Genomic DNA, 17,445 nt, shown 5'->3' on the forward strand with positions numbered 1-17,445 from the left:
AGAAATATCAGGAGACCTGTTCGACGTGCTGCACTTCCGGCACAAAGTGCCGGAGCAGGTTCTGGATGCCGTGCTTCAGCGTCGCCGTCGACGACGGGCAGCCGGCGCAGGCGCCTTTCATGTGCAGGAACACGGTGCCGTTCTCGAAGCCGCGGAAGGTGATGTCGCCGCCATCCTGGGCCACCGCCGGGCGCACCCGCGTGTCGAGCAGTTCCTTGATGGTGATCACCAGCTCCTCGTCGGCCTTGTCGTAGAATTCGCCGGTCTGGCTGGTCTCGGCGGCGGGGCCGGCCCTGGCCATCACCGGGGCGCCGGACATGAAATGCTCCATGATGGCGCCGAGGATCGCGGGCTTCAGATGCTGCCAGTCGGGGCCGTCCTTGGTCACGGTGATGAAATCATAACCGAAGAAGACGCCGGTAACGCCGGGAATCTCGAACAGCCGGCCGGCCAGCGGCGAAGCCGTCGCGGCACTGTCGGCATCGCGGAAATCGGCGGTGCCTTCAACAAGCACTTCCTTGCCGGGCAGGAATTTCAGCGTCGCCGGGTTTGGCGTCGACTCGGTCTGGATGAACATGGCCGTCTCCGTGCCCGTTTCGGGCAACTAGTTTGGAATAATTCTAATTAGGCTTTATCCGCCCGACATTCAAGCGAAAGGCATCGCTGCAACCGGCCGCAGGCGGAATGTTTTACCCCCGGCCCCGAGCGAGGCGCGCTCAGGCGAGGCTGTCGATCTCTTCGTCCGACAGGTTCTGCGGCACCACGGTGACCGGAATGGGAAACGCGGCGCCCTTGCCGGCGACCGCGCCGACCAGCGGCCCAGGCCCTTCCTTGCCGGCGCCTGCCGCCAGCACCAGGATGGCGATGTCCTGGTCTTCCTCGATCAGCTTGTGGATCTCTTCGGTCGGCTTGCCTTCGCGCACCACCAGCTCCGGCTCGATGCCGAGCTTCTGGCGCACCTTGTTGGCGTAGCTGTCCAGTGCCGCGCGCGCCGTGGCGGTCGCCTCCTCGCGCATGATCTTCTCGACGCCCAGCCAGTGCTGGAAATCGTCGGGCTCGATGACATAGAGCAGCACCAGCACGCCGCCCGTGCTTTGCGCCCGCTTCGAGGCGTAGGCGACGGCGCGCTCGCATTCCGGCGTATCGTCGATGATCGCCAGGAACTTGCGGCGATGACCGGCTTCGCGGCTGAGGCGTTTGGAGACCATATTCACCCTGTTCGATGGTTTCGGTTCGCAATCTGCCACCGCCACAGCCCGCCCGCAAGCGACCGGCGGCTGTGGCGATAGGGCGCCGCTCTAAGCTCAGCCTTGCAGCAGGCCGATAATGTCGCGCACGGTCTTCATCGTCGCTTCGGCCAACGTACCGGCGCGCTCGCCGCCATCCCGCAGCACCGCGTCGACATAGGTGCGGTCGCCGGAGATGCGGCGCATCTCGCCGGCGATCGGCGCCAGCTTTTCCACCGCGAGATCAGCCAGTGCCGGCTTGAACACCGAAAACTGCTGGCCGCCGAACTCTTGCAGCACCGCCTCTTTCGATATCTCGGCAAGACCGGCATAGATGCCCACAAGGTTTTCCGCTTCCGGCCGGCCGGCAAGGCCGTCCAGTTCGCCCGGCAAGGCTTCCGGGTCGGTCTTGGCCTTGCGGATCTTCTTCGAGATGGCATCGGCATCGTCGGTCAGATTGATGCGCGACAGGTCGGACGGGTCGGACTTCGACATCTTCTTCGAACCGTCGCGCAGCGACATGATGCGCGCCGCCGGGCCGCCGATGACCGGCTCGGTCAGTGGGAAATAGCCGTTCACGGTCTCTTCGCCTACCTGCATCTCGACGCCGACACCAAGCGCTGCGATGCGGTCCGAAAAGTCGTTGTTGAATTTCTGCGCAATGTCGCGGGTCAGCTCCAGATGCTGCTTCTGGTCGTCGCCGACCGGCACATGGGTGGCGCGGTAGACGAGGATATCGGCGGCCATCAGGCTCGGATAGGCGAGCAGGCCGAGCGAGGCGTTCTCGCGGTCCTTGCCGGCCTTGTCCTTGAACTGCGTCATGCGGTTCATCCAACCGATCCGCGCCACGCAGTTGAAGATCCAGGCGAGCTCGGCGTGCTGCATCACCCGCGACTGGTTGAAGACGATGTGCTTGGCCGGATCGATGCCGGAGGCGAGAAACGCCGCGGTGATCGAACGCGTCTGGTCCTGAAGGTCCTCATAGACGAGCTGCGCGGTCAGCGAATGCAGGTCGACGACGCAATAGATGCAGTCGGAGGTGTCCTGCAGGGCGACGAATTTCTTGATGGCGCCGAGATAATTGCCGAGATGCAGATTGCCGGTCGGCTGGACGCCGGAAAAGACGAGTGGCTTGAAGGCGGTCATGGTGTTTCCTTGGCTTGTGGAGGGCCGTTTCGCGCGCGGCGAAAGTCTTGCGACGGCGCGCTTATGGACGAGAGCGAGGAGACGATCAAGAGGGTGTCGACTGGACGGCGCAGGGCTTTGGCTTCGGCCGAGCAGAAGGCTGTTTGAAGGGGATGTCGCCGATCAGAAACAAAAACCCGCCTTGCGGCGGGTCCTCGGCGCGAATCAGCACCATAGCCAAATTAGTAGCATAGCTGCCGGCACAAAGCAAGAACAAAATAGCTCGCCTTGGCGATTGCGTTCAATTTGGCTCAGGCCCGCATTGACGCATTGATGTAGATAGCTACATAACATTTGCTACACACAACGGAAGCAAAACAATGACGATCAACATCAACAACAAGGAAGCGGACAGCCTGACGCGGGCTTTTGCCAGGCTTGAAGGTGTCGGCATCACCGAGGCAATCGTGATCGCCATGCGCGAAGCTCTGGAGCGCCGGCGCAACCGCGAGACGCCGCTGGAGACGGCGGCACGGCTCCGGGCTGAGTTCGGTATTGAGCTGAGCGAGCAGGCGCGCAACCCGCTGCCGCGCTCGGTCTACGACGAATTGTCCGGCGAAGACTGATGTTCATCGACGCAGCCGCTATCGTTGCAATACTGAGCAACGAGCCCGAAGCCCAGCGCTGCGCGCAGGCGGTCATGAAAGCGTCGGCTCCGTTCACGTCGGCGATCGCGGTTTGGGAAGCCGCGATGGCGCTTTCGCGATCGGAAAAGCTGGCCATATCGGTCGCCATAAGCCTGGAGATAGTCAGCCGTTTTCTCGAAGAGCGTGGAATCACCTTGCGGGAGCTTCCGCCTGCCTCGGACGCAGCATCTCTGTCTGTCGAGGCTGCGTCGCGGTTTCGCGGCAACGCTGGCCGCCTGAACATGGCCGACTGTTTCCACTATGCCTGTGCGCGCTACTACGCCGTTCCGATGCTTTCGACGGCGGACGAATTCCGCTTCACGGATCTGGAGACTGTTCCTTGACCGGCTGGGACCCCTTCCGCCCGATATTGCGCCGGATCATGCCGAAATCGGCGCCGCCGGTGGCGAAGGCGGTGACGAAGTAAAGCAGCGCCCCGCCGGCGACGAGCGCAAGCAGGGTTACCGCCTTGATCACCAGCGGCGAGCCGGAGGCGAGCCTTGCGGCGAACCAATGCTCGGCAAAATAAAGCGCCGCGGCCATCACCGCCGCCGACAGCACCAGCCGCGGAATGCGCTTCATGAGCGGCACGTCGCGGCCCCAATGGCCGCGCCGGACCAGCACGGCGAGCAGCATGAACGCATTGACCCAGCCGGCGACGGCGGAGGCAACCGCGATGCCGGGCGCGCCCATCGTCGGAAACAGCGTCAGCGCGGTTGTAACGTTCACCGCCACCGAGATGGCGGCGAAAATCATCGGCGTGCGCGTGTCCTCGCGGGCGAAATAGCCTGGGGTGAACGCCTTGATCAGCACGAAGGCCGGGAGGCCGAGGCCGAAAATCGCCAGGATTGCCGCGACCGTCGGCGTCGAATTGTTGGCGGCAAAGGCGCCGCGCTCATAGACCAGCCGCACGATCGGCTCGGACATGACCAGCAGCGCCGCCGCCGCCGGCAAGGTCATGAACAAAGTGAACTCGACCGAGCGGTTCTGCAGATTGGCCGCCTCGATCAGATTGCCTGACTTCAGCGCCCGCGACAGTTCCGGCAAAAGCACGATGGCGACGGCGACGCCGACGACGCCCAACGGCAGCTGGTAGATGCGGTCGGCATAGGCCAGCGACGACACCGCGCTGTCCTGGGCGGAGGCGATCGCCGTGCCGATCAGCTGGTTGATCTGGGTGATGCCGCCGGTGATCGCCGCCGGCAGCGCCAGGATCAGCAGCCGCTTGACGTTCGGTGTCATCTTCGGCCGGCGGAAGCCGATCGAGATGCCGGCATGGCGCACCGCCGCCCAGACGATCGCCAGCTGCACCAAACCGGCCGCCAGCACACCCCAGGCCAGCCCGAAACCGACGGTGCGGGCGTCCGAACCCTTGTACCAGGCATAGGCAAGCACCGCGATGAGGATGACGTTGAGGAACACCGGCGCCACCGCGGCGGCGAAATAGCGGCGCAGCGAATTCAGCATGCCGGCCATCATGGCGCCGAGCGACATGCAGATCAGGTAGGGGAACATGACGGTTGCCAGCGCGACCGTCGTTTCGAATTTTCCCGGCGTGTCGGCAAAGCCCGGCGCCACCAGGTAGCGCACGATCAGCGGCATCGCCAGTTCCATGGCGATGGTCAGCGCCAGAAGCGCCGTGAACAAGACGCCGAACACCTCTTCGGAAAAGCGCTTGGCGCCGTCGGTGCCGTGCGTTTCGATCTCCTTGGCGAATAGCGGCACGAAGGCGGCGTTGAAGGCGCCTTCGGCGAACAGCCGGCGAAAGGTATTGGGGAACTGGAAGGCGGCGTTGAAGGCGTCGGCGATCGGCCCGGTGCCGAGTGCCGCAGCCATCAGCATCTCACGGCCGAAGCCGAGGGCGCGGCTCATCAGCGTGCCGGAAGCGACCGTCGCGAATTTCTTGACAAGGCTCATGCGCTTGGAGACTGCCTGTAGGATTGGGGCAAATGGAAGGTAACAGTCACTCGGCGGCCGCTTTGGTCTTGCCGCGCTCGGACGCCGTGCCTTCGAGCACCGCGATCAGCCTGTTGCGAATGGTCGCCGTGCGCGACGGGCTGTCGATCTTCTGGCCGGTGAGGTCGGTGACGTAGAACGTGTCGATGACCTTTTCGCCGAAGGTGGTGATGTGGGCCGAGGCGATGTCGAGCGACAGGTCCGACAGCACGCCGGTGATCTCCGACAAAAGGCCTGGCCTGTCCAGTCCTTCGACCTCGATCACCGAGAACCGGTTCGACAGGGTGTTGCGGATCTCGGCCCGCGGCGGGATGCGGAAAACCTTGGCGCCGCGCCGCGGCTTGGTGCGCTTCTCGATCATCTCCGGCAGCCAGCTCTTGCCCGACAACACGTCCTCGATCAGCCGGCCGACGCGTTCGGCACGGCGGCGCTCGTCTTCGTCGAGGTCGAACTCCCTCGAGATCAGGATGGTGTCCAGCGCGCGGCCGTCCGAGGTGGTGAAGATCTGCGCGTCGACGATGTTGCCGCCGGCCGCCGCACAAGCACCGGCAATCACCGAGAGCAGGCGCGGATGATCCTGCGCCAGCACCGTGATCTCGGTCACCGCCTCGAACTGGTGGGTCTTGACCATGGTGGCGAGCTTCTTGCCGGCGTGGTCGGCCTCGCGGATGAATTCGGCATGGCGCAGCTGGTCGGGAAGATCGACCGCCAGCAGGTAGTTCTCGTAGTGCTGGCCGACATAACGCTTGCGGGCCTTTTCCGGCCAGTCGGCAAGCGCCTCGGCCAGTTGTTCGCGCGCCGCCGCCGTCCGCTTGGCGCGCGACACCTCCGAAAACCCACCGGTCAACAAAAGCTCGGTCTCGTAGTAGAGCGTGCGCAGCAACTGGCCTTTCCAGCCGTTCCAGACGCCCGGCCCGACGCCACGGATATCGCAGACAGTAAGCACCAGCAGCATCTTCAGCCGTTCGACCGACTGCACGATGGCGGCAAAATCCTCGATCGTCTTGCGGTCGTTGAGATCGCGGGTCTGCGCCGTCATCGACATGACGAGGTGGTTCTCGACCAGCCAGGCGACCGTTTCGGTGTCGGCCGGCGAGAGCCCCATATGCGGGCAGATGCGCCGGGCGATCCTGGCGCCGGCCTGCGAATGGTCCTCCGGCCTGCCCTTGGCGACGTCGTGCAGAAGCACGGCGACATAGAGCGCCTCGCGGCTCTTCTTCAGCCCCGGCATCAGCGTATGGGAAAGCGGATGGACCTTTTCGCCGTCGCCGCGCTCGATCTCGGCCAGCACGCCGATGCAGCGGATCAGGTGCTCGTCCACCGTGTAGTGGTGGTACATCGAGAACTGCATCATGGCGACGATCTTGCCGAAATCCGGGATCAGCTTGGCAAGCAGTCCGGCCTCGTTCATGCGCCGCAGATTGAGCTCGGCGTTGCGGTCCGAGGTCAAGATGTCGAGGAACAGCCGGTTGGCCTCCTCGTCGCGCCTGAGCGCCTTGCCGACCAGGCCGAGCGAGCGGGTCAGAAGCTTCAGCGCATCGGGGTGGAATTCCAGGCCGTGCTTGTCGGCGAACCAGAACAGCCTGAGCAGGTTGACCGGATCGCGTTCGAACACCTGGTCGTCGGCGATGTTGATGCGGTGGTTGTCGACGATGAAATCAGCCGTGCCGGCAAGCTTGCGCTTGCGCCGCGAGAAGGTGAGAAAGATGCGGTTGAAACCCGGCACATGCTTGGCCTGCTCCTCCTCGAGCGCGGCGCAGAAAATGCGGGTCAGGTCGCCGACGTCCTTGGCGACGAGGAAGTAGTGCTTCATGAAGCGCTCGACCGCCGACAGGCCGGGATGGGTGGTGTAGCCCAGCCGCTCGGCGATGTCGCGCTGGATGTCGAAATGCAGCCGCTCCTCGGCCTTGCCGGTGAGGAAATGCATGTGGCAGCGCACCGCCCACAGAAAATCCTCGGCCTTCTGGAATTCCCGGTATTCGGCGTCGGTGAAGACGCCCTTGTCGACCAGTTCTTCGCCGGTGCGCACCCGGTAGAAATATTTGCCGATCCAGAACAGCGTCTGCAGGTCGCGCAGGCCGCCCTTGCCGTCCTTGACGTTGGGTTCGACCAGGTAACGGCTCTCGCCGGCCTTGGCGTGGCGCTCGTCGCGTTCGGCAAGCTTGGCCTGCACATATTCGGGGCCGGTGGTGCGCACCACCTCGTGATCGAAGCGCTGCAAAAGCTCGTCATAGAGCTTTTGCTCGCCCCACAGGAAGCGCGCTTCAAGGATCGAGGTGCGAATGGTGATGTCGGTGCGCGACAGCCTGAGGCACTCGTCGATGTTGCGGGTGGCGTGGCCAACCTTCAGCCCGAGGTCCCACAGCATGTAGAGCATGTATTCGACGATCTGTTCGCCCCAGGGCGTCTGCTTGTAGGGCAGCAGGAACAGGAGATCGATGTCGGACCCCGGCGCCAGCGTGCCGCGGCCATAGCCGCCGACGGCGACGACCGCCATGCGCTCGGCTGATGACGGGTTTTTGACACGATAGACATGGGTGGCGGCGAAATCGTAGAGCGCGCGGATGATCTCGTCCATCAGATGCGACAGCCGGGCGGCGCAGGCGGTGCCGCTGCCATCGTCCATCAGCATGCGTTCGGCGACAGTGCGCCCGTCGGCGAGCCGGCTTTTGAGAAGCTTGAGAACGCCGCTACGTGCGGCCTTGCCGGAACCGTCGCCTGCCGTGGCCGCGGTCAGTTCGGTCATCTCGCGGCGCAAGGCTTCGCCGTCGATCAGTTCCTCGAGCTTCAGTGATATTCTTGCCATGGATGCCGTTAGGCCTCGCCGTTTCGGCGGCGTCTATAGCGCGTTTTCGCGGCGCTGGGTATGGGGCGGACGGACGCGTGCTCCGTAGCGGTGGAACGGGACGATCCTATCGTCCCCGCGGTCGGTTCAATTTGGCCTATGGCGCGAAAAGTCGAAATTGGCCCTTGACCTTCCAGTCACTGGAAGCACTACCTCCGCCCCAACATCGAAATACAGAGGCATTTGGCATGACGCATTCCGACCACGATCATCACCCCCATGGCCATGGCAGCTGCTGCTCGGCGAAGGGCGCTTCGACCGCCGCCGTCGTCCGCGATCCGGTCTGCGGCATGACCGTCGATCCGGCTGCCGGCAAGCCAACGGCCGAGCATGGCGGCCATCGCTATCATTTCTGCAGCGAAAGCTGCCGCGCGAAATTCGTCGCAGAACCGGAAAAATACCTGACGGCCATTGATCCCGTCTGCAGCATGAGCGTCGATCGCGTCACGGCCAAGCACTTTTTGCGGCATGAGGGCCAGGGCTTCTATTTCTGCTCGGCCGGCTGCAAGGCGAAGTTCGAGGCCGAGCCGGCAAAATACCTCGGCGACAGGCCGGCGCCGCAGGCGATGCCGAAAGGCACGCAATACACCTGCCCGATGCATCCGGAAATCATCCGCGACAAACCCGGCTCCTGCCCGATCTGCGGCATGGCGCTGGAGCCGATGGGCGTGCCGACCGGCGACGAGGGCCCGAACCCCGAACTGGTCGACTTCACCAGGCGCCTGTGGGTGAGCGCGGTGCTGTCCGTGCCGTTGCTGGTCATCGCCATGGCACCGATGCTCGGCCTGACGTTTCAGGCCTTCATCGACGAGCGGGCGAAGGTCTGGCTGGAACTGGCGCTGGCCAGCCCGGTGGTGTTGTGGGCGGCATTCCCGTTCTTCCACCGCGGCTGGGACTCGGTGCTCAACCGCAGCCCCAATATGTGGACGCTGATTTCGCTCGGCGTCGGTGCCGCCTATCTCTACAGCGTCATCGCCACGCTGTTTCCAGGCCTCTTTCCGCACCAGTTCCGCGGCCATGACGGCACCGTGCCGGTCTATTTCGAGGCGGCGGCGGTAATCGTCGCGCTGGTGTTCCTCGGCCAGGTGCTGGAATTGCGCGCTCGTGAGAAAACCGGCTCGGCGATCCGTGCGTTGCTCGACCTGGCGCCGAAGACGGCGCGGCTGATCGGCGCGGACGGCTCCGAGAACGACGTGCCGCTCGACACGGTCAAGGCCGGCGACCGCTTGCGCATCCGCCCAGGTGACGCCGTGCCGGTCGACGGCATTGTGCTCGAAGGACGCTCCTCCATCGATGAATCGATGATATCGGGCGAGCCGCTGCCGGTCGAAAAGACCGAAGGCGACAACCTCACCGGCGGCACGCTCAACAAGAACGGTTCGCTGATCATGCGCGCCGAAAGGATCGGCGCCGAGACGACACTGGCGCGCATCGTCGAACTGGTCGCCAAGGCGCAGCGGTCGCGCGCGCCGATCCAAGGATTGGCCGACCGCGTCTCGTTCTACTTCGTCCCGGCCGTCGTGCTGGTCGCGATCATAGCGTTCGTCGCCTGGGCGATCGTCGGACCGCAACCCAGCCTGGTCTTTGCCATCGTCTCGGCGGTCTCGGTGCTGATCATCGCCTGCCCCTGTGCGCTCGGCCTTGCCACGCCGATGTCGATCATGACCGCCACCGGACGCGGCGCGCTTGCCGGCGTGCTGATCAAGGAAGCGGCGGCGCTCGAACGCTTTGCCTCGGTCGATACGCTGATCGTCGACAAGACGGGAACGCTGACCGAAGGCCGGCCGCGACTGACCGACGTCGTCGCCGTCGAAGGGATGGCGCAAGACGATCTCCTGGCGCTCGCCGCCGGGCTGGAAAAAGGCTCGGAGCATCCGCTGGCCGAGGCGATCGTCGAAGGCGCCCGCGAACGCGGGGTGAATACTCCCGAGGCCGGCGGTTTCGAGGCCGTCACCGGCAAGGGCGTTTCCGGCACGGTTTCGGGGCAGAAGGTGGCGCTCGGCAATGCCGCGATGATGGCCGATCTCGGCATCGACACGGCGTCGGTCCTGGCCAGCGCCGAGGCGCTGCAGGCCGACGGCAAGACCGCGATGTTCGTTGCCGTCGGCAACAGGCTCGCCGGCCTCGTCGCCGTCGCCGACCCGATCAAGGCGACCACCGCCGAGGCGATCAAGGCGCTGCATGACAGCGGGCTGAAGATCGTCATGGCGACCGGCGACAACGAGCGCACGGCCAAGGCCATCGCAGCCAAGCTCGGCATCGACGAGGTGCGTGCCGGGCTTTTGCCCGAACAGAAGAACGCGCTGGTCGAGGAGTTGCGAGCCGGCGGCGCCGGCGTCGCCATGGCCGGCGACGGCGTCAACGATGCGCCCGCGCTCGCCGCCGCCGATGTCGGCATCGCCATGGGCACCGGCGCCGATGTTGCGGTCGAAAGTGCCGGGATTACGCTGGTCAAGGGCGATCTCAACGGCATCGTCAGGGCCCGCACGCTGGCCCGCGCAACGATCCGCAACATCCGCCAGAACTTGTTTTTCGCTTTCCTCTACAATGTGCTTGGCGTGCCGGTTGCTGCCGGCGTGCTCTATCCGCTCACCGGCACGCTGTTGTCGCCGATGCTGGCGGCGGCGGCGATGAGCCTGTCTTCGGTTTCGGTCATCGCCAACGCATTGCGGCTCAGGACGTTGAAACTCTGAGTCAACTGCCCAGATAGACCCTGTTCAAAAAAGGAGACGATGAATGACCTTGGCCAAGAAGATCGTGCTGCTGATGATGGCGGCGGGAATGCTGCTTGCCGTTTTCCTCGAAAGCGTTCCGGCGCAAGCCGAGGAGATGAAACACGACATGGGCGCGATGGGCGCGCAGAGCCCTTCGACCGACGGCTACAAGGCAGCGATGGACAAGATGCATACCGACATGATGGCGATCGAATATTCCGGCAATGCCGATGTCGATTTCGCCCGCGGCATGATCCCGCATCACCAGGCGGCGATCGACATGGCCAAGGTCGAGCTTGCCAATGGCAAGGATCCGGAAATCCGCAAGCTGGCCGAAGCGGTGATCGCCGCGCAGGAAGCCGAGATCAAGCAGATGCAGGACTGGCTCGCTGCCCATCCGGTGAAGTAGCGGTTCACGCCGTCAGTGGGAATCCAGGAAAGAGGCTTCACCTGGATTTCCCTTGGCGGCTATGATGCCGCCCGACTGGAGCATGCCATGCCATCGACCATAAGAACGACCACCCTGCCCTTCGGCGAAGCCGTGCCGGTGCTCGGCCAGGGCACCTGGAAGATGGGCGAGGATACCCGCCGCCGTGGCGATGAGGCCAATGCCCTGAAGCTCGGGCTGGACCTCGGCATGACGCTGATCGACACCGCCGAAATGTATGCCAGCGGCGGTGCCGAGGAGGTGGTGGCGGAGGCCATCGCCGGGCGCCGCGACGAGGTCTTCCTGGTCTCCAAGGTGCTGCCGTCCAATGCCTCGCGCACCGGCGTGCCGCAAGCCTGCGACAAAAGCCTGAAACGGCTGCGCACCGACCGCATCGATCTCTATCTCCTGCATTGGCCGGGCAGCGTGCCGCTGGCGGAGACGGTCGAGGCCTTCGAGGCATTGCGGCACGCCGGCAAGATTCGCCACTGGGGCGTCAGCAATTTCGATACCGATGAGATGGAAGAGCTGACCAGCTTGCCGGGCGGCAACAACGTCCAGATCAATCAGGTGCTCTACAATCTGTCGCAGCGCGGCGTCGAGTTCGATCTCGCCCCGTGGAGCCGGCAACGCGGCATGCCGCTGATGGCCTATTCGCCGGTCGATCAGGGGGTATTGGCGCGCAACGCCAGGCTCGAAACCATCGCCGCTCGCCACAACGTCACCTCGGCGCAGATCGCGCTTGCCTGGGTGATGGCGCAAGAGGGTGTTATCGCCATTCCGAAGGCCGGCAAACAAGAGCATGTCCGGCAGAATGTCGCGGCGTTGGACATCGAGCTTACGAGTGAAGATTTCGCAGAAATCGACCGCGCTTTTCCACCACCGAGGCGGAAGCAGGGCTTGGCGATGATTTGAGGGTTGCGGCGCGGGACCAGAAACTAAGGTTGCGATCCTTCGCGCCCCCCTCTGTCCTGCCGGACATCTCCCCCACGAATGGCGAGATTGGACGTCGCATCGGCTTTCACCAACTTCAAACATCGAAGAAAAAGCGCTATCAGCGAAGCTGCCAATCTCCCCCCCCAAGTGGGGGAGATGTCCGGCAGGACAGAGGGGGGCGCGAAGGAATGCCGACAGACGGCGGGCTCAGCCAGCGACGGCTACTTCCCCACCATCCCCTTCAGCCTGTACAGCGCCTCCAGCGCCTCCCTTGGCGTCATCTCGTCAGGATTGATCTCGCCTAGCGCCGCGCCCAGCCCATCACTCTTTGCCGGCTGCTGCGCTTGCCGCTTCGCCGCCACGGAAAACAGCGGCAGGTCGTCGACCAGACGGTTGGCCTTGCCCGAGACCTCGCCCGCCTCGAGCTGGTGCAGCACTTCCTTGGCCCGGCCGACGACGGCTTCCGGCAGGCCGGCCAGCCGCGCCACCTGGACGCCGTAGGAACGGTCGGCCGCACCCTTGCCGACCTCGTGCAGGAAGACCACGTCGCCTTCCCATTCCTTGACCCGCATGGTGACGTTGTGCAGCCGCGGCAGTTTTCCGGCCAGCGCCGTCATTTCGTGGAAATGCGTGGCGAAGATCGCCCGGCAGCGGTTTTTCTCGTGCAAATATTCGACCGCCGCCCAGGCGATCGACAGCCCGTCAAAGGTGGCGGTGCCGCGGCCGATCTCGTCGAGGATGACCAGCGCGCGTTCGCCGGCCTGGTTGAGGATCGCCGCCGTCTCGACCATCTCGACCATGAAGGTCGAGCGGCCGCGCGCCAGATCGTCGGAAGCGCCGACCCGCGAAAACAGCCGGTCGACGACGCCGATATGGGCGCTTGCCGCCGGCACGAAGGAGCCGGTCTGGGCGAGAATGGCGATCAGCGCGTTTTGCCTGAGGAAGGTCGACTTGCCGCCCATATTGGGGCCGGTCAGCAGCCAGATCGCGCCGGCCTTCGCGTCGCCTTGCGGCGACAGATCGCAATCATTGGCGACGAACGGGCCTTCGCCGGAACGCCGCAGCGCCTGTTCGACCACCGGATGGCGTCCGCCCGAAATCTCGAAGGCAAGGCTCGCATCGACCAGGGGCCGGCACCAGGCCTCGCTTTCGGAAAGCAGGGCCAGTGCGGCCGAAACGTCGAGCACGGCGAGCGCTTCGGCGCCGGCGCGGATCCTGTCGGCCTGGCCGACGACTTCCGCCGTCAGCGCCTCGAAAGCGGCAAGCTCGATCGCCAGCGCCCGGTCGGCCGCATTGGCGATCTTCGATTCCAGTTCGGCGAGTTCCGTGGTGGTGAAGCGCATGGCGTTGGCCATGGTCTGGCGATGGATGAAGCGCGCCTTGGCGCCGTCGCTGCCGGTCATGATTGCATGATGATTGGCGGTGACCTCGATATAGTAGCCGAGCACATTGTTGTGCCTGATCTTCAGCGAGCGGATGCCGGTCTCGTCGATCAGCGAACGCTCCAGCCCGGCGATCACTTTTCGCGACTCGTCGCGCAGTGCCCGCATCTCGTCGAGTTCGGCGTGGTAGCCGCCCCGGACAAAGCCGCCGTCGCGCTTGAGCAAAGGCAGCTCGTCGCTGAGCGCCTGCGTCAGATGCGCCGCCAGCGCGCTGGGCAGTGCCTTGATCGCCGCCAGCGCCGCTGCCAGTTCGGCAGGCAAGGCAGTTTGCCCGAACAGTTCGGCGATGGCGCAGGCTGCCTCGAAACCGGCGCGCAGTGCGCCGAGATCGCGCGGACCGCCGCGGTTGAGCGCCAGCCTGGACAGCGCGCGCGGCATGTCGGCAACGCTTTTCAGGCTCCCCCGTACCGCCTGGCAGAGGCGCGTCTCCGAGCGGAAGAACGACACCGAGTCCAGCCTTGCACCGATCGCCGCCGGGTCGGTCAGCGGCGCCATCAGCCGGTCGGCGAGCAGCCTTGCGCCGCCGCCGGTCACCGTGCGGTCGATCGCCGTGAACAGCGACCCGTCGCGGCTGCCGGACAGCGTGCGCAGCAGCTCCAGATTGGCGCGCGTCGCCGGGTCGATGAACAGGGTCGAGCCCTGCTCCTCGCGCTCGGGCCGCGACAGCGGCGGCCGCTCGGCCTTCTGCGTCTTCTCGACATAGGCGATGACGCCTGAGATCGCCGACAGCTCGGCGCGCGAAAACGTGCCGAAACTGTCCGGCGTCGCCACCTCGAAGAAGCGGGCGATGCGGCCGGCAGCGGAAGCCGAATCGAACAGCGACGGCGGCTGCGGGCTGGCGACGCGGCCGAGCACGTCGAACACCGGTTTCAGCTCCGGGTCGTGGAACACCGGCTCGGCGACGATCAGCTCGCGCGGGTCGACGCGGAAGACATCGGCGAGCAGCCGGTCGGCGGTGGTTTCGGCGACGCGGAAGACACCGGTCGAGATCTCGGTCCAGGCCAAGGCAAAAGCGTGATCTGCCCCACCTTTCACCCGTCCCAGCGCCATCAGAAAACTCGATTCCGACGGCGCCAGCAATTTGTCCTCGGTGATGGTGCCGGGCGTCACCAGCCGCACCACGTCGCGGCGCACCACCGATTTGCCGCCGCGCTTCCTGGCCTCGGCCGGATCCTCGATCTGCTCGCAGACGGCGACGCGGAACCCCTGGCCGATCAGCTTCTGCAGATAATCGTCGGCCGCGTGCACCGGCACGCCGCACATCGGGATGTCGAGCCCCTGGTGCTTGCCGCGCTTGGTCAGCACGATGCCGAGCGCCCGGCTTGCCTTCTCGGCATCGTCGAAGAACAGCTCGTAGAAATCGCCCATGCGGTAGAACAGCAGCGAATCCGGGTTCGCCGCCTTGATCTCGATATACTGCTCCATCATCGGCGTCGCCGGCGCGAAGGCCGGCGTGGCGTTGTCGCTTCGAATGGGCGTCTCGTCGTTCAAGAAGCTGCTTCCAAAATTTTCCAAGCCATGCTTGGCGGTTTACAGCGGCGAAGTGTAGCCTTAATCCCGAACCTTCCACAAAAGAAAGCATGCGCACCCATCTCAAGCGGTGCCGTACGGGCGAGGAAACCGAAAGTATCATGGCCAAGAAAACCGAAAGCAACGGGCCCTCCGTCAGCGCCCAGGAGGCGTTGGAATTCCACGCCATGGGCCGTCCCGGCAAGCTGGAGATCGTCGCCACGAAACCGATGGCGACGCAGCGGGATCTCAGCCTCGCCTATTCGCCGGGCGTCGCCGTGCCGGTTCTCGCCATCGCCGAGGACCCGAGCCGCGCCTTCGACTACACGGTTCGCGGTAACATGGTCGCCGTCATCTCCAACGGCACCGCCATCCTCGGTCTCGGCAATCTCGGCGCGCTAGCCTCGAAGCCGGTGATGGAAGGCAAGGCGGTGCTGTTCAAACGCTTCGCCGATGTCGATTCCATCGACCTCGAGGTCGACACCGAGGATGCCGACGAATTCATCAACTGCGTGCGTTTCCTCGGGCCCTCCTTCGGCGGCATCAACCTTGAGGATATCAAGGCGCCGGAATGCTTCATCATCGAGCAGCGGCTGCGCGAGCTGATGGACATCCCGGTCTTCCATGACGACCAGCACGGTACCGCCATCATTTCGGCCGCCGGCCTGATCAACGCGCTGGAAATCACCGGCCGCGACATGAAGACCACCAAAATGGTCTGCAACGGCGCCGGTGCTGCCGGCATCGCCTGCATCGAATTGATGAAGGCGATGGGCTTTGCGCCCGACAATATCATCCTCTGCGACACCAAGGGCGTCGTCTTCCAGGGCCGCACCGAAGGCATGAACCAGTGGAAATCGGCGCACGCGGTCAAGACGGAGGCGCGCTCGCTGGCCGAGGCGCTGGACGGCGCCGACGTCTTCCTCGGCCTCTCGGCCAAGGGCACGCTGACCACCAAGATGGTGCAGTCGATGGCCAAGAACCCGATCATCTTCGCCATGGCCAATCCCGACCCCGAGATCACGCCGGAGGAGGTCGCCGAGATCCGCACCGACGCCATCATGGCGACGGGGCGGTCCGACTATCCGAACCAGGTCAACAACGTGCTTGGCTTCCCCTATATCTTCCGCGGCGCGCTGGATGTGCGGGCGACCACCATCAACGACGACATGAAGATCGCCGCGGCCAAAGCGCTCGCCGAACTGGCGCGCCAGGACGTGCCCGACGACGTCGCCGCCGCCTATCAGGGCATGCGGCCGAAATTCGGCCCAAACTACATCATCCCGGTGCCGTTCGATCCGCGCCTGATCTCGGCCATTCCGATCGCGGTCGCCAAAGCGGCGATGGACTCCGGCGTCGCGCGCAAGCCGATCCTCGATCTCGACCGCTACGCGCAGGAGCTTTCCGCCCGCCGCGACCCGATCGCCTCGACGCTGCAGCGCATCTATGACCGCGTCCGCCGCCAGCCCAAGCGCATCGTCTTTGCCGAGGGCGAGGAGGAGCAGGTGATGCGCGCCGCCGTCTCCTATGTGAGCCAGCGGCTGGGCACCGCCATCCTGCTCGGCCGCGACGACGTCATCAAGGAGAACGCCAGGCATGCCGGCATCGAGCTTGGCAAGCAGGGCATCGAGATCATCAATGCGCGGCTGTCGCGCCGCAACGGCGTCTACACCGACTATCTCTACGAGCGCATGCAGCGCAAGGGGTTCCTGTTCCGTGACTGCCAGCGGCTGATCAACAACGACCGCAATCATTTCGCCGCCTGCATGGTGGCGCTGGGCGATGCCGACGGCATCGTCACCGGCGTCACCCGCAACTATTCGACGGCGCTCGACGATATCCGCCGCGTCATCGACGCAAGGCCCGGCCATTGCGTCATCGGTGTGTCGATCGTGCTGGCGCGCGGCCGAACCGTGCTTGTCGCCGACACCGCCGTGCACGACATGCCGAATGCCGTCGAGATCGCCGACATCGCAGAGGAGGCCGCCGGCTTTGCCCGCCGCATGGGCTACGAGCCGAGGCTTGCCATGCTCGCCTATTCGACCTTTGGCCATCCGCAGGGCGAGCGCTCCGAGCGCGTCCAGGAGGCGGTGCGCATCCTCGACAAGCGGCGCGTCGATTTCGAGTATGACGGCGAAATGGCCGCCGACGTGGCGCTCAACGCCCGTGCCATGGCGCAATATCCGTTCATCCGCCTCACCGGTCCGGCCAACGTGCTGATCATGCCGGCCTTCCACTCGGCCTCGATCTCGACCAAGATGCTGCAGGAGCTCGGCGGCTCGACCGTCATCGGCCCGCTGCTGGTCGGCTTGAACAAGCCGGTTCAGATCGTCTCGCTGAATGCCAAGGACAGCGACATCGTCAACATGGCGGCGATCGCGGCGTATAGCGCGGGGGCTTGAGGAGCGAGCTTACCCTCCTCTCGGTGGGGAGGGTCATGCGAAGGCGACGCCCATCGAGGGGCACGGCTATCACATAAGGGGGTCCCCCTCATCCGGCCGCTTCGCGGCCACCTTCTCCCCGCTGGGGAGAAGAGGCTGGCATCAACGCTGGCGACCTCCTCTCCCCTCGGGGAGAGG

At 64.9% G+C, this 17,445-nt stretch carries 12 protein-coding genes; 6 read left to right on the forward strand and 6 right to left on the reverse strand.

The annotated features are described in order from the left end of the window. Positions 1–7 precede the first annotated feature (7 nt). The 3 genes from NKI85_RS04790 to trpS form a co-directional block, all read right to left on the reverse strand. Positions 8–577 carry a NifU family protein gene (locus tag NKI85_RS04790; protein WP_352522642.1) on the reverse strand — a complete coding sequence of 190 codons (570 nt, stop codon included), beginning with the start codon at positions 575–577 and terminating at the stop codon, positions 8–10. 139 nt (positions 578–716) lie between these two features. Beyond that, the gene (locus tag NKI85_RS04795) at positions 717–1,208 is read right to left on the reverse strand and encodes a universal stress protein (protein ID WP_023717912.1); all 492 of its coding nucleotides are present in this window, start codon (positions 1,206–1,208) and stop codon (positions 717–719) included. A 96-nt stretch (positions 1,209–1,304) separates the two neighbouring features. Beyond that, a complete protein-coding gene (gene trpS / locus NKI85_RS04800; protein WP_352522641.1) occupies positions 1,305–2,372 on the reverse strand; it encodes a tryptophan--tRNA ligase in 1,068 nt (355 codons plus the stop codon). A gap of 359 nt (positions 2,373–2,731) precedes the next feature. Between trpS and NKI85_RS04805 the strand changes: the two genes are divergently transcribed. Together NKI85_RS04805 and NKI85_RS04810 are read left to right on the forward strand one after the other, a co-directional pair. Continuing rightward, on the forward strand, positions 2,732–2,977 hold the full coding sequence (locus tag NKI85_RS04805) for a type II toxin-antitoxin system VapB family antitoxin (RefSeq protein WP_352522640.1): 246 nt from the start codon (positions 2,732–2,734) through the stop codon (positions 2,975–2,977). Continuing rightward, entirely contained in the window at positions 2,977–3,381 is a 405-nt protein-coding gene (locus NKI85_RS04810; RefSeq protein ID WP_352522639.1) for a type II toxin-antitoxin system VapC family toxin, read from the forward strand. The genes NKI85_RS04805 and NKI85_RS04810 overlap by 1 nt, the downstream gene beginning before the upstream one ends. Here the strand turns inward: NKI85_RS04810 and murJ are convergent. Both murJ and NKI85_RS04820 read right to left on the reverse strand, forming a co-directional pair. Beyond that, positions 3,356–4,954, reverse strand: a complete 1,599-nt coding sequence (gene murJ, locus NKI85_RS04815) for a murein biosynthesis integral membrane protein MurJ (RefSeq protein WP_352522638.1) — start codon at positions 4,952–4,954, stop codon at positions 3,356–3,358. The two genes, NKI85_RS04810 and murJ, sit on opposite strands and share 26 nt — an antisense overlap. A 46-nt stretch (positions 4,955–5,000) precedes the next feature. Beyond that, the gene (locus NKI85_RS04820; RefSeq protein ID WP_352522637.1) at positions 5,001–7,799 is read right to left on the reverse strand and encodes a [protein-PII] uridylyltransferase; all 2,799 of its coding nucleotides are present in this window, start codon (positions 7,797–7,799) and stop codon (positions 5,001–5,003) included. A gap of 227 nt (positions 7,800–8,026) precedes the next feature. Between NKI85_RS04820 and NKI85_RS04825 the strand changes: the two genes are divergently transcribed. The 3 genes from NKI85_RS04825 (at position 8,027) to NKI85_RS04835 (ending at position 11,894) form a co-directional block, all read left to right on the forward strand. After that, a complete protein-coding gene (locus NKI85_RS04825) occupies positions 8,027–10,531 on the forward strand; it encodes a heavy metal translocating P-type ATPase (protein WP_352522636.1) in 2,505 nt (834 codons plus the stop codon). 43 nt (positions 10,532–10,574) lie between these two features. Beyond that, positions 10,575–10,961: a CopM family metallochaperone gene (copM, locus tag NKI85_RS04830; RefSeq protein WP_352522635.1), complete on the forward strand. Its 387-nt coding sequence runs from the start codon at positions 10,575–10,577 to the stop codon at positions 10,959–10,961. A gap of 87 nt (positions 10,962–11,048) precedes the next feature. After that, entirely contained in the window at positions 11,049–11,894 is an 846-nt protein-coding gene (locus tag NKI85_RS04835) for an aldo/keto reductase (protein ID WP_352522634.1), read from the forward strand. A 242-nt stretch (positions 11,895–12,136) separates the two neighbouring features. Here NKI85_RS04835 and mutS read toward each other — a convergent pair whose 3' ends face one another. Continuing rightward, on the reverse strand, positions 12,137–14,785 hold the full coding sequence (mutS, locus tag NKI85_RS04840) for a DNA mismatch repair protein MutS (protein ID WP_352776389.1): 2,649 nt from the start codon (positions 14,783–14,785) through the stop codon (positions 12,137–12,139). Positions 14,786–14,988: 203 nt separating this feature from the next. Here mutS and NKI85_RS04845 point away from each other — a divergent pair, with 203 nt between their 5' ends. Beyond that, positions 14,989–17,268 (forward strand): NADP-dependent malic enzyme, encoded by a 2,280-nt coding sequence (locus NKI85_RS04845; protein WP_352522633.1) that lies wholly within the window; start codon positions 14,989–14,991, stop codon positions 17,266–17,268. The last annotated feature ends 177 nt before the right edge of the window (positions 17,269–17,445 follow it).

The sequence above is a fragment of the Mesorhizobium sp. M0571 genome (assembly GCF_040320985.1).
Lineage (GTDB): Bacteria > Pseudomonadota > Alphaproteobacteria > Rhizobiales > Rhizobiaceae > Mesorhizobium.

What these genes read in the sequence shown, in the direction of transcription:
- NKI85_RS04790 (WP_352522642.1), bottom strand. Translation starts at nt 577, where the DNA reads ATGTTCATCCAGACCGAGTCGACGCCAAACCCGGCGACGCTGAAATTC.
- NKI85_RS04795 (WP_023717912.1), bottom strand. Translation starts at nt 1,208, where the DNA reads ATGGTCTCCAAACGCCTCAGCCGCGAAGCCGGTCATCGCCGCAAGTTC.
- trpS (WP_352522641.1), bottom strand. Translation starts at nt 2,372, where the DNA reads ATGACCGCCTTCAAGCCACTCGTCTTTTCCGGCGTCCAGCCGACCGGC.
- NKI85_RS04805 (WP_352522640.1), top strand. Translation starts at nt 2,732, where the DNA reads ATGACGATCAACATCAACAACAAGGAAGCGGACAGCCTGACGCGGGCT.
- NKI85_RS04810 (WP_352522639.1), top strand. Translation starts at nt 2,977, where the DNA reads ATGTTCATCGACGCAGCCGCTATCGTTGCAATACTGAGCAACGAGCCC.
- murJ (WP_352522638.1), bottom strand. Translation starts at nt 4,954, where the DNA reads ATGAGCCTTGTCAAGAAATTCGCGACGGTCGCTTCCGGCACGCTGATG.
- NKI85_RS04820 (WP_352522637.1), bottom strand. Translation starts at nt 7,799, where the DNA reads ATGGCAAGAATATCACTGAAGCTCGAGGAACTGATCGACGGCGAAGCC.
- NKI85_RS04825 (WP_352522636.1), top strand. Translation starts at nt 8,027, where the DNA reads ATGACGCATTCCGACCACGATCATCACCCCCATGGCCATGGCAGCTGC.
- copM (WP_352522635.1), top strand. Translation starts at nt 10,575, where the DNA reads ATGACCTTGGCCAAGAAGATCGTGCTGCTGATGATGGCGGCGGGAATG.
- NKI85_RS04835 (WP_352522634.1), top strand. Translation starts at nt 11,049, where the DNA reads ATGCCATCGACCATAAGAACGACCACCCTGCCCTTCGGCGAAGCCGTG.
- mutS (WP_352776389.1), bottom strand. Translation starts at nt 14,785, where the DNA reads ATGATGGAGCAGTATATCGAGATCAAGGCGGCGAACCCGGATTCGCTG.
- NKI85_RS04845 (WP_352522633.1), top strand. Translation starts at nt 14,989, where the DNA reads ATGGCCAAGAAAACCGAAAGCAACGGGCCCTCCGTCAGCGCCCAGGAG.